Genomic DNA, 15,283 nt, shown 5'->3' on the forward strand with positions numbered 1-15,283 from the left:
ATCCTTTCTTATCTTTTCGAGTATTCATGTATAAATGTAGTTAATTTTTTTAATCGATCTGGACTAATTTCAGGAGTAACACCGTGGCCTAAGTTAAAAATATGGCTAGGGTGTGCTTTTCCTTCATCGATAATTTGTTTTGCCTTTTCTTCGACTACTTCCCAATCCGCTAACAGGAAGGCCGGATCGAGATTTCCCTGCAATGCTCTTGTTACGTCTAACTCGCGTGCTTCTTTGACTGACATCCGCCAATCAAGACCAATGACATCGACAGGTAAGTCATTCCATTCCGTTATTAAATGGCTTGCCCCTACTCCAAAAATAATCAGCGGTACATTTGTATCACGTAACTCACTAAAAATGCGATTCATCACTGGTTTAATATAAGTACGATAATCTGTTACATTTAATGTACCGACCCATGAATCAAAAATTTGAATCGCTTGTGCACCAGCATTGACTTGCGCTTTGACGTACGTAATGGTCATGTCTGCTAGTTTATCCATCAATGCAAACCATGCTTCCCGATCACTGTACATTAGTGCTTTTGTTTTATGATAATTTTTGGATGGACCGCCTTCAATCATATAGCTTGCTATAGTAAAAGGTGCCCCACTGAAACCAATCAACGGAACATTCAACTGCTCCTTTGTTAACAAGCGGATTGTATCTAATACATAAGGAACATCACTCTCCGGATCGATCGTTCCCAATTTCTCAATATCACGTAATGATACAATCGGATTATCAATAACAGGACCTATACCTGATTTAATGTCCACATCTACACCAATTGCAGGTAAAGGCGACATAATATCCTTGTATAATACCGCTGCATCCACATTATACATTTCTACCGGTAACCTTGTCACATAGGCACAAAGTTCTGGTTGGTGAGTAATTTCAAATAAAGAATATTTCTTTTTTAATTCACGGTATTCTTTTTGTGACCTGCCCGCTTGCCGCATGTACCAGACAGGTGTGTAATCTGTTTCTTCTCCTCTAAACGCTTTTAATATCGTATCATTGAATTTTGTCATCTATTTCACCCTTTTTTCCCATTCTATTCTACTATAGAAGGTTTGACTGCTCCTGTATAGTATTTTTCAAAAACGTTCACTAAATTGTAATTATTATAACTAAAAAGTAATTGTAATTAGTTTGAGATTAAAAGTCAAACTCTAAAGATGTTATATTGGATGGTTCTCCAGCTTGTTTCGTTAACGGATTATATGGTACAACATAATATTCACCCGAACGGAACACATTGATCCGATCAATCGTGTAATTACCTTGACCTTCCGCTTCGCCAATTAAGTGGTCTTCCTCTTCACCACGTTCATAAATGCGATAGACAATACGACCATCTTCTGCCGGTGTCCAGTTTAACTCGCCCTGAAGTAATGAAAAACCACCTAATTGAATCGATGCTGTTAGATCGTTTATCACTGGTAATTGTATCGGTTCTGGTAAATCTTCTACATCATCTGGCTGTTCAAAGTTTTCTGTTAATGGCACTCTTTTATCAATTTCGGTTAAAATCGATTTCGTTAACCTTGTTGCTGCTTCAGAACCTGTTGTTAAATAATTTTCTGCTGTTGCATTTTCATATCCGATCCATGCCGTTGTCACATATTCAGGGGTAATACCTGCAAACCAAGCATCCTTGACCGCTCCATCTCTTTCCGGATGTTGGGTCGATCCTGTTTTACCTGCCAATGCTTTGGCGTATTCACCAGCAGTCCCGGTACCATCCTTTGTTACTCCTTCCAGCATACGCAACATATTCCAAGCAGTTTGAGAATTATACACACTTTCTTTCGTCTGACCAGGAGGTTGTACTTGTACTTGGTCTTTGTTATAAACCGCTCGAACACTTCTTGCTTCTAGCCATTCCCCTCCGCTAATAAAGGTGCGATACCCCTCAGCTGCTTGGATCGGTGTGATTCCTGTTTCTAAACCGCCTAAAGCAATCGCCAACCCTTGATCACTGATATCAATTTTCATTTTTTCCAATATCGATTTACTATAACTAATGCCAATTTGATCGAGTAACCAGACAGCAGGAGCATTCTTTGATTCAACTACTGCTTGAAACATGCTTACTTCTCCATCAAATTGACCGTTCACATTGTTAACACGATAGCCATCATCATATTCGATATCCCGGTCTGGAATCATATCATATGGTTGATACTTGCCTAATTGCATCGCTGGTCCATATACTGCCAGAGGTTTCATCACAGAGCCTGGTTGTTTTTTGGTTAATAGATGGTTCATTTCATTTAATTGAAAATCGCGTCCTGCAATTAATGCTTTTAATTGACCTGTTTCTTGTTCCATTAATACAAAACTACCATCTACTGCATCATTTGATCCGTGATAAAAATCACTATCTTGCATTTGATCATAGGTGATTTTTTGTATGGCTGGATCCATATGTACTTCTACTGTATAACCACCACGTTTTAATGCATCACGACTTAAGTCATATGTAATTTCCACTTCCTCTAACACATAAGCAAAGTAATCATCTAACCACGGATCTCTTTCCTCTTCTTGAGCTTCTATTTTAATTTCTGTTGCTTGCAATTCCAGCATTTGCTCGGTTGAAATATTCCCTTCATTTCCCATTTGCTGTAATACCAAATTTCTTCGTTGTTTTGCTTCCTCTAAGTCATGATGTGGTGAATACGAATTTGGCGCTTTCACCATAGCGGCAAGTAAAGCTCCTTCTTCGATTGATAATTCCTCTACATCTTTCCCAAAATAGTAATCAGCTGCTGTACCTACTCCATGTACGCCATGCGCCAAATATATTTGGTTTAAATAAAGTTCTAAAATTTGCGATTTGGTATAATTTCGTTCCAGATAAACCGATGCCATGACTTCCTTTGTTTTTCTCATCCAAGTTTTATCATTGGCTAAAAAAAGGTTTTTAGCCAATTGCTGTGTAATCGTACTGCCGCCTTCCACCTTACTCATTGCTAATATATCACGGTAAACGGCACGTGCAACAGCTGGTAAAGAGATGCCAGCATGCTCATAAAAACGTTGATCCTCCATCGCAATAAACGCTTCTTCTACATGGTCCGGAATTTGTTCTAAGGTGACATAGTCTCTATTTTCTGTGTATAGTTTACCTAACACCGTGCCATCTTCAGCAACCACTTTCGAAGCAGTCGGTAAAATAACCGCTCTTTCGTCAAAAACAAAGCGCCCACCAAATATAATAAAAAGATAACCTAAAACCGCTAATAAAAACATCGAACTGACGATAATCGAAAGCCATTTGTATCGTTTGATCCACGACCATAAAGACTGGAAAAGCTGTTTTATTTTATCTTTATCCAAACTGTTACACCACCTTTCTCTTAAATTTCGACAATAGTTTCATTTTATCATAAAACATATGCATGCGACGAATGTTATAATAGAAAAAAAGAGGAGGCAAAGAATGAATGGTTATATGACAAACGGAACATATCCATATCTGGAGAAACTAAAAAGTAAGCATACCATCTCTCCCTTTATTCTTATGCACAACGAGGACAAAGCTGTCGCCTACTATGAGGATACAAATTCATCCATTTTTGAAACAAGCAGAGATTATCTGGTATTGGCACAGGCCGGTAAGTTAGCAGAGCTAGGGTTTATCAGTCTGTCACACCTTCCTGTTACAGATGAAGGACGTCCAATATTTGAAATGGATTATAAACAGAAAGTGAATGAAATAAGTGGGGGGATTGCTACCAGATTATTACGACCACTAAAAGGCAACTCCTATATTTTACTCGTGGAATGGAATAATCCAAAAGACTATCAAGCATGGAAACAAACAAAACCTCTTCCAAATAAGAAAGAAGATTCCTATATAGCCGGATCCGTCTATACAGAAACCTTCCAAGTTGGAGAAGAGGAAAAAGAATAAAAGCTGATGCTGTTCCCTAAATGTTCGCGAGATAATGGAAGATATCCCACGAAAAAGGCTGATCACTTTTATAAGCAATCAGCCTTTTCATTATTCCTCTGCTAGTACTTCTTGCTCAAAGAAATCTTCAAAATTAGATTGTGGTTGTTCGCCAACTACTCTTGCAGATTCCTCTCCACCTTCATAATGTACCATCGTAGGTGTTCTTTCAATATTAAATTCTGCCCATGCATTTTCAAATTCTAATAAATTCAATTTCACTAAATCCACACCATATTTTTCGGCAATTGGTACCAATACAGGTGTCATTCTTTGACAATGAACACATTCCGGGCTATAAAAGTAGACTGTTACATCATCACCATTGTCTAATTTGCTTGCTAATTCTTCTGGTAATATTTGATTTTGGTATATTTCATCATCTAGTTGATCAATAGTTGATTGCTTTAAGTCTGTTTTATTATAAGGGTTGTCTACCCCTTCAAGCTGTTTGGAATTTTGATATTGCACTACGAAGATTAATGCTCCAAAAATGACAACGAGCACTAATATAAATATTACCATTTTTTTCACTTTAAACGCTCCTTTGTTGAACAATTAAATAAATGTGAATTATAAAGATGACAAGAAAGGCAATCAATGCCTGAAAAGGAATTGATGCAAAACCAAGATAATTCACATACGTCGTTGTACATGGAATTAGACCACATGCATCACCTGTTTCTTGCAAACCAGGAACTTTCTGAATCAAATAATGATAGCTGGAAACTAAAAATCCTATTCCACTTAAAATAAGCCCAGGAAAGGCGTATCGGATATCTTTTTTATAAACTGCATATCCATAAATAACGACGAGTGGATACATTAAAATCCGTTGATACCAGCATAATTCGCAAGGTATGAATTTCATAATCTCGGAATAAAACAAACTTCCCAGTGTTGCGATAAGGCTCCCGGCCCAAACAATAAATAACAATGTTTCTTTCTTCTTGTCCATTTCGTTCACATTCTCCTCTCACATTAATTATACATACAAGCACTTGAAAAACAAATGAATGATTTGTGAAAAAAAAGAAGCAACTCCGAAAAAGTTGCTTCAACCTACATATTGATAATACACTTTTTTAGCTTCTTGTATATTTTTCGTTCCATGTATAAGCGTTCGTCCATCCCGAAATACGACCACACGATATTTATCTATCTCAAATGATAACAAATAAGGATTGCTAAATAATTTGAGTTGTTGATTACGTTCCAAATGTTTTTTCATTTCTTCAAAGTGAATCACTTTTTCACCATTTGTTCTTATTTGGACTGTATTTCGCCCACATAAAACGGCTGTTTTCAACTGAGCTTGATAAGTTAAATATGGATACTGTTTTTTCGAGCAGGATGAACACGTGTCATCCTTTAAACTGGCTACTTTCAATTCCATTTGCTGATTTTTCCATAAATCAAAAGCGATTAATTTTCCGGAAAGTGTATCCAGGTTCCCTGTTAGTATTTTCAAAACCTCTGTTACCTGATGAGAGACAACCATTTGTACTGCTGGACTAATAATGCCAACTGTATCACATGTTGCACCGTCACTTGGTATGTGATCCATCAAGCATTGTAAACAAGGTGTTTCCTCTGGTAAGACGGTGAATGTTACCCCATAACTTGCCACACATGCCCCATAGATCCATGGTTTATGGTGTTTTTGACAAATATCGTTAATTATTAATCTCGTATCAAAATTGTCTGTGGCATCGATTACTACATCCGCTTCTGGGACAATTGCTTCCAGTTCATCAACTCCGGCATCGATCACTTCTGTATGAATTTTGGTCAAATGATTAATCTCTTCCAATCGTTTTTTAGCAGCAATTACTTTAGGTGTTTGCATGCGGACATCTTCTTCAGAAAAAAGCTGTTGCCGCTGCAAATTGGTTTCTTCCACATAATCACGATCAATCAAGGTCAACGTGCCAACCCCTGCTCTTGCTAGCATCTCTGCACTGCTTGAACCAAGTGCACCAACACCAACAATTACGACATGACTTTCCTGTAATCTTTTTTGCCCTGTTTCACCAATTGGTTCGAAGAGCATTTGACGATGATAACGATTATTCACCAATACTTATCCCTTCCTTAGGACTGCTTGCCACAGCGTATTCCTTCTTCGCAATCCGACCTGCTTCAAATCCTAGTCTGCCGGCTTCTACAGCTAATTTCATAGCTTCAGCCATCTTGACAGGATCATTTGCACCGGAAACAGCCGTATTGAGAAGAACACCATCTGCACCTAATTCCATAGCATAGGCAGCATCTTTCGGTGAACCAATTCCCGCATCTACAATCACTGGTACGTTTGCTTGTTCAATAATAAATTGCAAGTTTAATGGATTAATAATCCCTTGCCCCGATCCGATTGGTGATGCTCCTGGCATAATGGCATGCGCACCTAACTCTTCTAGCTTTCTCGCAAGTACGACATCATCTGAAGTGTAAGGCAGAACAGTAAAACCTTCCGCCAGTAAAGTCTCTGTCGCTTTTAAGGTTTCTACAGGATCTGGAAGTAATGTTTTGTCACAACCGATTACTTCTACTTTCACCATGTCACATAGGCCTGATGCATCCGCTAATTTGGCAATTCTGACTGCTTCTTCTGCATTTTTGGCACCAGCTGTATTTGGCAGAAAACGATATTTCTGTAAATCTATTTTTTCGAGAAAATTTGGTTGATCTGAATCAAAAATATTCATCCGACGCACGGAAAAAGTTAGTACCTCTGTTTCTGATACGTCTACTGCTTGTTTTTGAATATCATAGTTTGGATATTTTCCTGTTCCTAAAAATAATCGAGAATTAAATGTAGCCTTACCTACTTTAAGCATCGTTTATCATCCTCCTCCAACAAAATGGACAATTTCTAATCTGTCACCTTCTGAAATTGCCGTTTCTTTATGTTTTTCCTTTTTTAAAATGGTTTGATTATGCTCAACAATTAATGATTTCTTCTCCAACCGTAATTCCTGGATTAATTCTTCAATATTTGTAATTCCTTCACTTACTTCTAATGGATCACCATTTACGATAACCTCCAAGATCAGCCCTCCTTTTATCACGGTGCTAACCTAACCATCCATAAGCCCCTACTCTTACAAAGAAGCTAAGTGGGGATCAGGGACGCTAACACCCTGACGAGTTTTGCTATACATCAGTGGTGGATAAAACCCCCACTGGTGTAAGTCTCACTTTATACAGAAATAAGACTTGCTCTTTTCAAAGAAAACGTAGCCAAATAAGATGGATCGACTTGTTTTCCTTCGACGATATCTGCCATAAAAGTAGCCGTTCTAGGTGCCAGCAATATGCCATTACGATAATGCCCTGTTGCAACATATAATCCTGATACATCTGGCACTTCCCCTAGATAAGGAAAACCGTCTTTCGTTAAGGGCCGGACACCCGCCCAGACCTTTTCAATCGTCGCCTTATTTAACGCTGGCAATATCTGTTTAGCCCGCGATAACAAATGCAGTACACTTGCCACCTTGACGTCTTTATCGGTTTGATTTGGCTTGGATGTTGCACCAATAATGATCCGGTTACCTCTTTTAGGAACGAGATAACAACCTTCTGTAAAGATCGTCGATTGAATCAGAGGCTTTTCCGTAATTACGGACAGACATTCGCCTTTAACAGGTGTAAATTGTTTAATGTATTGGGGAAATTGAGAACTCTTAAATCCACAAGTCATGATGACACGATCAGCAGTATATGCTTTTCCAGCTGTCTTCACACCTGTCACCTGACCGTTTTCACTCAAGATATCATGTACTTTCGTCTGTTCCATGATCACAGCACCATGATGTTCTGCAGCTTTCGCGAATGCTTTTGTTAAATGTGGTGCAGATACTTGACCTTCTGTCGGACAATAAAGCGCTGCATAAAAATCGTTTGCGAGTTCTTTTTCCGGTATAGTTGCTGGTGAAATCACTTTTGCCTCTACTCTTTGTTGCGTTTGAAAACTGGCGATTCTTTTTAGAGCATCGATTTCATCTTGGTGGTAAACAAGCTTCAAGGCGCCTTTCTCGATTAACTGAATGTCAATACCGCTTTCTTCTAGCAATTCTTTAGCTAAACGAGGAAATAAAGCACGACTTTCTTTGGCAAATCGAAATAACGGCGAGTCTGCTTCGAACTCCATTTGCACGCCTAACATACCTGCTGCTGCACTGGATGCCTCAGCTGCAATTGTATTCTCTTCCAACAGTAGAACCTGATAACCTCTTTTACTTAATTCATAGGAAATCGAAGCCCCCATCACTCCACCGCCAACAATGATTTGATCGAATCGTTTAGTCAAGATATTCCTCCTTCCTCATGTCGAACACTTCACGGTAACGCTTTAATGCTTCGTGAGAATCTTCGGCATCCCACATTCCTGACATGATTGCTACACCACTTGCACCAGCATCAAGTACTTGGCTGATATTATGTTCGGTAATCCCACCAATAGCGATGACAGGAATTGAAACATTTTCATTTACAGCAGTTAATCCAGTAATACCTCTTGGTGCGATGCCTGGTTTAGAGTTACTTGAAAAAATATGACCATATAGCAGAAAATCTGCACCATTTTGTTCTGCAACTATCGCTTCGTCCAGAGAATGTACTGACTTACCGATACTGATATCCGGAAAGGAGTGTCTCACATCTGCAACCGGGATACTATGAAATGCAAGCTGAACTCCCCTGCATTTTTTTACCCAGGCTACATCTGTACGGTCATTAATGATGATACGATCAGCTGGCACACCCGCTTCTAACAAATATTCTATCATTTCCAATATTTCTTTTGCTGTTTTGCTCTTTTCCCGAAGATGAATAAAATCAATCTTATCGATATTCTCTGGAACAAGACGCAAATCTCTTTCTGTTAATCTGCCATTTGAAATAAGGTGAATTCCATGCATCGTTTTACTCCTTTGTCTTAGAGGAAGTGAATAAGAAAAGCTTTGCGCGCTCGAATCTAGACATGGTTTTTTACCTTCAAGAACAAAAGCGCAGAGCGCCCGCTTAAAAACGTAGCGACTGGAGCGAATCAACTGAGATAAAGGAATCACGGTGAGGCTTGCGAACCGATGATGACTTATCGTAGGGCGATTCGTGAAGTCGCCTAGTTTTTGGCGCTCGGAGCTGGACGTGGCTTCACAGATTACCTACTAGTTATCCACATCCCTAAAATTTTATAATTTCCTAGACTAATAAAAAACCACCCATCCAGCATTGGACGAGTGGTATGTATTGAAAGCTTCAATATGATCGCTTTTCCTACCACTTCCCTCCGCTGGTGTTAACCAGATCAGGTTCAAAGGGTCCGAAGATTCGTCTCAGCCAATTGGCTCCCCTAGTGTTCTAACGTATTATTTTTTGCTTATAGGAAAAGGATAACACAGGATTAAACATTCGCCAATAAAAATTTTAATAATTTATATGTTTAATATTTCTCCATAAGGGTAGACATATAATGGAAACATAAATAAGAAAGGATGTTGAAGTAAATGGCCCAAGATCAAGAAAAATTACAAGCATTAATTGACGGATTAAATGAAGACTTAGCAAATGAATATGCGGCAACGATCATGTATACGTATCATGCATCCGTTGTTTCAGGATTATATCGTTCCTTCTTAAAACCATTTTTCGAAGATGAAATAAATGATGAGATCGGACATGCTTTATACTTATCCGACAAAATCAAGACATTAGGTGGTACACCAACCACGACACCAGCAAAAGTCGAACAATTAACAGATGTTCAAGCAATGTTAGAAGCTACTCATCAAGCTGAAACTAAAACCATTGAGCGCTATGAAAAAAGAAAACAGCAAGCAGATGAGCTTGGCTTAACCGAACTTGTAGTGAAATTAGAAGATATTATTGCAGATGAAACAAGCCACAAAGAAGAAACAGAACGACTTTTGGCAGATGCCAGCTTTCAATAATTCGTTAACCCCCCCTTTTTAATATATAAGAAAACAACTTCCATTGAATTGGAGGTTGTTTTTTTCTATAAATTTTTTTCATAAAAACGCTTCTACTTCTTGGAAAAAGGAAAATCTAGTAAACTGTGGTATAATAGGAAGAAAATCTTCTATGGGGTGAGGACATGAGGGACACTTTATTTGAGGAAATAGATGCTTTATACGATGAAATGGTGGAAATGCGCAGGTTTTTACACCAGTATCCGGAACTTTCCTTTCAAGAATATAAAACAGCAGCATTCATTCAAGAACAATATAAAATATTAGATATTCCATATCAAGCAAATATTGGCGGAAATGGAGTTGTAGCCACTTTAAGAGGTGCTAAGCCTGGTAAAACCGTTGCATTACGTGCTGACTTTGATGCATTACCAATTCAAGATGAAAAAGATTTTCCGTATAAATCAAAAAATGACGGTGTTATGCATGCTTGTGGGCATGACGGTCATACGACAACATTACTTGCTGTTGCCAAAGTCTTAAAAAATCATCAGGAAGATCTTGCCGGAACAGTGGTTTTTATTCATCAGCATGCTGAGGAACTTGCTCCAGGTGGTGCCAAACCAATGATTGAAGCAGGTGTACTGAAAAATGTCGATGTTGTTTACGGCACACACCTATGGACCAATACACCATATGGAATCGTTCAGACATCCCGAGGAAACTTTATGGCTGCAGCGGATCACTTCACTATTCATATAAAAGGAAAAGGAGGTCATGGAGCAATCCCACACCAGACAAAGGATCCAATTGTGGTTGGTTCACAACTTGTAACGAATCTGCAGCAAATCATCAGCAGACGCATCGATCCTTTGGAAACGGCCGTCTTGTCTATCGGTCAATTTCATGCTGGTAATGCGTACAATATTATTCCCGATATAGCGATGATTGATGGTACAGTACGCACGTTTAATCCAGTCTTACAACATTTTATTAAGGATGAAATCGAAAAAGTGATCAAAGGCACCTGTATTGGTTATGATGTATCCTATGATTTTGATTATTCCTTTGGATACCCACCGGTTGTCAACCATGCCAAGCATGCGGAAAAGGTATTAACTGCTGCCGAACAGGTGAAAGAAGTGGAGAAGGCCGAAATGATTGAACCGAGTATGACAGGCGAGGATTTTGCATACTATTTAGAAGAAAAACCTGGTGCCTATTTCTTTACGGGCGCCCAAATCGAAAATGGCTTTGTCCCCCATCATCATCCAATGTTTGATTTTGATGAGCGAGCAATGAAAATAGCAGCCAAAACATTAATTGCTGCTACGTTGAATGTAAATAAATAGATTGTGTTATTAATGAGAGGGACAGAAGTACTCCATTTACGACCAAACACGAACATCAAAAATTGATGCTCGTGTTTTTTCCTTGGATATGCGTTTCTGTTCCTTTTTTAAGAAAAGCATCATTTTCCCTTGGATAAAGGCATTTATCTAAGGAAGAGCGCGAATTATCCAAGGAGCAGAACCAGATATCTAAGGAAGGGCGGTAATCAACCTTATTTATTTAGTGAATACGTTCAGATAAATTCAATTCCGTCACGCTCTCTACTTCCTCTTCCAAGAACGATTCGCCTAGCTCTGATTCAATTGCTGCTTCCAAGTTGGCATCTTCAAAGTTAATCGTTTCTTCTTGACTACAACCAATCAGTGCCAACGCAAAAAATAATAAAGATGTTAACTTTAACATGTATTGCAAATAAAATCTCACCTTTCTCTTCTACAACCTTAAATCTACAACATCATTCAAATTCTTCCATTAGACCTTATTAATATCCAATTATATACATTTTATATGGTATTTTTCACCTTTAGTGTATATGATATGATTTCAATAAATAAAAACACCCCATAAGTTAGATTATATCCTAACTTATGGGGTGTTTATGTGATCAAATTCTCTCTTGATGGGACATCTTCTTATTTAAATAGTTCGGAATGACCATACCAATAAATAATAAAGCTGCGATCGCCATTACAATTCCTATCAACCATTCCCCTATCACGAAAAGGAAAAGAACAAATACTACACCTGCGAACATAATTAGCTGCTGCATCCATTTTATAAAAGCTTGCTTCCGTACACTAGTCCCAATCGGATAAAGATCTAACCATACTAATGTTGCATGGTGTTTCCATAATGGAATCATCTGCAAAAAGATCATATACATAAACAACATAGCAAAAATGAGCTTTAGCCAGAGATTAGGTACAAAATAAACAAGGAACCCACCAATGACAAGCAATCTTACATATATGCCTAAATATTCTCCACTTCTAACTGTTGTTAAGCGGTACAAATAAGGATAAGCCTGTTTCTGATGGAAAGGAATCGATCCGGTCAACAAGCGTGCAAGCCAGTGACGTTTTTTTACTTGTGTTTCCATATGTGGCACTTCTGTAAACATATTGGCTAACCTGTAAAAGGACCGCATTCGCATATAATCACTTTCTATTAACAAGTCCCAATTTAATGCGCGCTGTTTTCTAGCTGTTTGGTAGTTAGTAACAAAAAGAACGACAAGTAACACAGTAATCACTGCTAAAAAGATCATCTCCTGCACAAGAAAGAAATAAACTAACGTTATAATCAACGCAAACCTTACGATCTTGTCCAACATTCTAAAGTTCTTATCCCGAACACGTAGCATCCACCAATTTGCCACTAAACTCCATGCTTTAATAATTAACAATACTACAAACAATAAACCAAAAGACGAGTTTTCAGGGAAAACAGTCATATATAACGGCGCAACTGCAGCCATTGCTAATACGAATAAGTAAAGTTGTGTGGCAAAACTGTAGATTAAAGCTCGAAAAAAATATCCAGAAAGTTGCAATTCTGCTGGAATCAAAAAGACTATATCTGCCCTTTTTAACAATGTTTGAATTGGGCTGTGTGCAGTGACCACACCTAGTACGACCGCAATCACCCACGTAGACGGAAAGTAATCAGGAATATTCTCTAAAAACTGCTGATAATAAACAGACATTGCTCCGACAATAAACACCATAGCGATCATAAGATGTCCTGTGAGGATATAACGCAAATATCTGCTTAACTCCTTCATATGTGCTGATAAACGTTCAACAAACAATCGATGCGAATTAAGCATATTGATCGGCTTCTTTCGTTAATTGGATATAAAGATCATCTAATGTTGCTTGTGGCCGGTCAAAAGCTTCTCTTAATTCATCCAATGTTCCTTTTGCACGAATTAAGCCATCATGAAGGATAACAAAACGATCACAATAACGCTCTGCCGTTGCTAAGATATGTGTCGACATTAATACACCCGCACCTTGGTCTTTCATTTGATTCATCAATTGAAGGTAGGATTGTATCCCGAGTGGATCTAATCCGACAAAAGGCTCGTCCACAATATATAAATCAGGTTCGACCAGAAACGAACACATTATCATCACTTTTTGCCTCATCCCTTTGGAGAAATGGATAGGAAACCATTTTAACTTCTTTTCTAATCGAAATTCTTTTAACAAAGGAGTGACACGTGCCTGATATACGTCTTCCGGTAACTCATAAGCCATAGCAGTTAATCGTAAATGCTCTTCTAATGTTAACTCGTCATATAAAACAGGCATTTCTGGAATATAAGAAAAATGTTGTCTGTAACTTTCTGCTGCTTCCTGAAACGTCTTCCCTTTGATCGAGACAGTCCCTTTTTTTGCTTGCATTAAGCCAATCACATGTTTAATTGTGGTACTTTTTCCTGCACCATTTAAACCGATCAACCCCACAATCTCATTCGGCTTCACTTCAAATGAAATACCATGCAGTACATTTTTATGGGTGTAACCACCTTCGAGATCTTTGATATGTAATAAAGGTTCCATTATTTAACGCCCCTTCTATTTCGCTTCATTATACGTATTACCATTTCCTAATCATTATACCAAATTTTATTAGTATAAAGAAAAAAATATGGAACAAACTATTTGATGAAGGGGTAAAGAAAAAGTGTTCTATCGATCCTTTCAAATAGTGAAAAAACATTGTTTTAAAATTTGATAATCACTTACTTTATCCAACATGAATCTTCCCCGGTTCGAGGGTAAGAAAAAATCTTCTCCCCTTCATGCAGGATGTGTTACTTAAACGATATATCGTTTTGTAGCACTCCTGCTATTTTTTTTACCTCTTAGCGTTTTAAAGAACAATAAAAATAATGTATAATATAAGAAAAGCACCTAGCACCACAAAACGGAAAGACTTCACTCCGTATACGTAGATAGGGAAATAACTGACATCTGGTAGCTAACGCTCTAGACACATATCCCGAAGTTATTGCACAACGAGCAAAAAGACTTATAAATAGAAGGAGCGATCGTATGGGAACACATGAAGATTGTATTTTTTGCAAAATTGTGGCAGGTGACATACCTTCTGCAAAAGTTTATGAAGACGAAGATGTTTATGCATTCCTTGATATTAGTCAAGTGACGAAAGGGCATACCTTAGTCATACCTAAAAACCACAGCAAAAACATATATGAAACAGATGAAGCACTTGCTGCTAAACTGTTTGCACATGTACCGAAAATTGCAAATGCCCTAAAAGAAACATTTCAACCAGCTGGAATTAATATACTTAATAATAACGAGGAAGCTGCTGGGCAATCTGTATTCCATTTACATATTCATCTTATACCTCGTTATGATGAAACAGATGGCTTTAAGCCTAATTGGATCACACATGAAGATAAGTATGATTTAGCTGATATGGCCTCTAAAATATCTACAAACCTTTAATTTTTTTAAAAAATATGGTTTGATTATCAACAAAAAAGAGAATGTTATAAATATGAAAGGAGTGTTCGGAATGATTAACAGCAAGTCATTATTAATCGGCTTTTTAGCTGGAGGATTAGTAAGTGCTGCTGCTACACTTTTAAGTACACCTAAAGCAGGAAAAGAATTAAGAACTGACGTTAAAGTAAAAAGTGATGAAGCAGTACGCTACATTAACCATTTAAGAACAGAAGGTGTCGACCTAAAAGAACAGATTAGTAAAACATCAAAAGAGGGTGCAGCTTTAATTAAGGACCTCTCCGCAGATGTAAAGGAATCGATTGAATCATGGAAAAAAACGGTCGAACCACATCAAAAAAATATTCAAAAATATATAACACAAATTGAAGAAAGTTTAAAAGAACTAGAAGACAAAACAAAAGCAAATTAACAAGGAAGAGCTGGCTCATGGCCGGCTTTTTTATTTTATTACCAAAAAATACAAGCGTTCGCTAAAAAAATTACATAAAACCTATTGATTTTTCATACAAAACATACTATAG

The 15,283-nt window shown here is 37.8% G+C and carries 17 protein-coding genes and 1 riboswitch; of the genes, 5 read left to right on the plus strand and 12 right to left on the minus strand.

Annotated elements, in window-relative coordinates; all coding sequences use genetic code 11:
• Nucleotides 1-8: 8 nt before the first annotated feature.
• Nucleotides 9-1,040, minus strand: a complete 1,032-nt coding sequence (gene hemE / locus GI584_RS17320) for a uroporphyrinogen decarboxylase (protein WP_100359540.1) — start codon at nt 1,038-1,040, stop codon at nt 9-11.
• A gap of 127 nt (nt 1,041-1,167) precedes the next feature.
• The gene (locus GI584_RS17325; RefSeq protein ID WP_153791998.1) at nt 1,168-3,354 is read right to left on the minus strand and encodes a transglycosylase domain-containing protein; all 2,187 of its coding nucleotides are present in this window, start codon (nt 3,352-3,354) and stop codon (nt 1,168-1,170) included.
• 103 nt (nt 3,355-3,457) lie between these two features.
• Between GI584_RS17325 and GI584_RS17330 the strand changes: the two genes are divergently transcribed.
• Nucleotides 3,458-3,931 carry an antibiotic biosynthesis monooxygenase family protein gene (locus GI584_RS17330; protein ID WP_153791999.1) on the plus strand — a complete coding sequence of 158 codons (474 nt, stop codon included), beginning with the start codon at nt 3,458-3,460 and terminating at the stop codon, nt 3,929-3,931.
• Between the two features lie 90 nt (nt 3,932-4,021).
• Here GI584_RS17330 and GI584_RS17335 read toward each other — a convergent pair whose 3' ends face one another.
• From GI584_RS17335 to GI584_RS17365, 7 genes are all read right to left on the minus strand, one after another.
• Nucleotides 4,022-4,504: a thioredoxin family protein gene (locus GI584_RS17335; RefSeq protein ID WP_194842023.1), complete on the minus strand. Its 483-nt coding sequence runs from the start codon at nt 4,502-4,504 to the stop codon at nt 4,022-4,024.
• 1 nt (nt 4,505) lies between these two features.
• Nucleotides 4,506-4,928 (minus strand): disulfide oxidoreductase, encoded by a 423-nt coding sequence (locus GI584_RS17340; protein WP_194842024.1) that lies wholly within the window; start codon nt 4,926-4,928, stop codon nt 4,506-4,508.
• A gap of 99 nt (nt 4,929-5,027) precedes the next feature.
• On the minus strand, nt 5,028-6,047 hold the full coding sequence (locus GI584_RS17345) for a MoeB/ThiF family adenylyltransferase (RefSeq protein WP_153793005.1): 1,020 nt from the start codon (nt 6,045-6,047) through the stop codon (nt 5,028-5,030).
• Complete coding sequence (locus GI584_RS17350) at nt 6,040-6,810, minus strand: thiazole synthase (RefSeq protein ID WP_153792001.1); 771 nt, start codon at nt 6,808-6,810, stop codon at nt 6,040-6,042. Before GI584_RS17350 ends, GI584_RS17345 begins: the two co-directional genes overlap by 8 nt.
• A 6-nt stretch (nt 6,811-6,816) precedes the next feature.
• Complete coding sequence (gene thiS, locus GI584_RS17355; RefSeq protein WP_100359535.1) at nt 6,817-7,020, minus strand: sulfur carrier protein ThiS; 204 nt, start codon at nt 7,018-7,020, stop codon at nt 6,817-6,819.
• 152 nt (nt 7,021-7,172) lie between these two features.
• Complete coding sequence (gene thiO / locus GI584_RS17360; RefSeq protein ID WP_153792002.1) at nt 7,173-8,285, minus strand: glycine oxidase ThiO; 1,113 nt, start codon at nt 8,283-8,285, stop codon at nt 7,173-7,175.
• The gene (locus GI584_RS17365) at nt 8,278-8,895 is read right to left on the minus strand and encodes a thiamine phosphate synthase (RefSeq protein ID WP_153792003.1); all 618 of its coding nucleotides are present in this window, start codon (nt 8,893-8,895) and stop codon (nt 8,278-8,280) included. The genes thiO and GI584_RS17365 overlap by 8 nt, the downstream gene beginning before the upstream one ends.
• 349 nt (nt 8,896-9,244) lie before the next feature.
• Nucleotides 9,245-9,341: riboswitch (TPP riboswitch) on the minus strand.
• Between the two features lie 142 nt (nt 9,342-9,483).
• On the opposite strand from GI584_RS17365, the gene GI584_RS17370 reads away from it, so the two are divergent.
• Both GI584_RS17370 and GI584_RS17375 read left to right on the plus strand, forming a co-directional pair.
• Nucleotides 9,484-9,927 carry a ferritin-like domain-containing protein gene (locus tag GI584_RS17370; protein WP_100359532.1) on the plus strand — a complete coding sequence of 148 codons (444 nt, stop codon included), beginning with the start codon at nt 9,484-9,486 and terminating at the stop codon, nt 9,925-9,927.
• A 164-nt stretch (nt 9,928-10,091) separates the two neighbouring features.
• Nucleotides 10,092-11,258, plus strand: coding sequence for a M20 metallopeptidase family protein (locus GI584_RS17375; RefSeq protein WP_153792004.1), 1,167 nt, complete (start codon nt 10,092-10,094; stop codon nt 11,256-11,258).
• A 220-nt stretch (nt 11,259-11,478) separates the two neighbouring features.
• On the opposite strand, the gene GI584_RS17380 is transcribed toward GI584_RS17375, so the two are convergent.
• The 3 genes from GI584_RS17380 to GI584_RS17390 all read right to left on the minus strand — a co-directional run bounded on the left by GI584_RS17380 (nt 11,479) and on the right by GI584_RS17390 (nt 13,826).
• Nucleotides 11,479-11,670, minus strand: coding sequence for a hypothetical protein (locus GI584_RS17380; RefSeq protein ID WP_194842025.1), 192 nt, complete (start codon nt 11,668-11,670; stop codon nt 11,479-11,481).
• A 193-nt stretch (nt 11,671-11,863) separates the two neighbouring features.
• Nucleotides 11,864-13,087, minus strand: a complete 1,224-nt coding sequence (locus tag GI584_RS17385) for an ABC transporter permease (protein ID WP_153792006.1) — start codon at nt 13,085-13,087, stop codon at nt 11,864-11,866.
• Nucleotides 13,080-13,826 (minus strand): ABC transporter ATP-binding protein, encoded by a 747-nt coding sequence (locus tag GI584_RS17390; RefSeq protein ID WP_100359528.1) that lies wholly within the window; start codon nt 13,824-13,826, stop codon nt 13,080-13,082. The genes GI584_RS17385 and GI584_RS17390 overlap by 8 nt, the downstream gene beginning before the upstream one ends.
• Nucleotides 13,827-14,321: 495 nt before the next feature.
• Between GI584_RS17390 and GI584_RS17395 the strand changes: the two genes are divergently transcribed.
• Complete coding sequence (locus GI584_RS17395; RefSeq protein ID WP_100359527.1) at nt 14,322-14,741, plus strand: HIT family protein; 420 nt, start codon at nt 14,322-14,324, stop codon at nt 14,739-14,741.
• 70 nt (nt 14,742-14,811) lie between these two features.
• On the plus strand, nt 14,812-15,171 hold the full coding sequence (locus GI584_RS17400; RefSeq protein WP_100359526.1) for a YtxH domain-containing protein: 360 nt from the start codon (nt 14,812-14,814) through the stop codon (nt 15,169-15,171).
• Nucleotides 15,172-15,283: the final 112 nt, after the last annotated feature.

This window comes from Gracilibacillus salitolerans (assembly GCF_009650095.1).
Taxonomy (GTDB): domain Bacteria; phylum Bacillota; class Bacilli; order Bacillales; family Amphibacillaceae; genus Gracilibacillus; species Gracilibacillus salitolerans.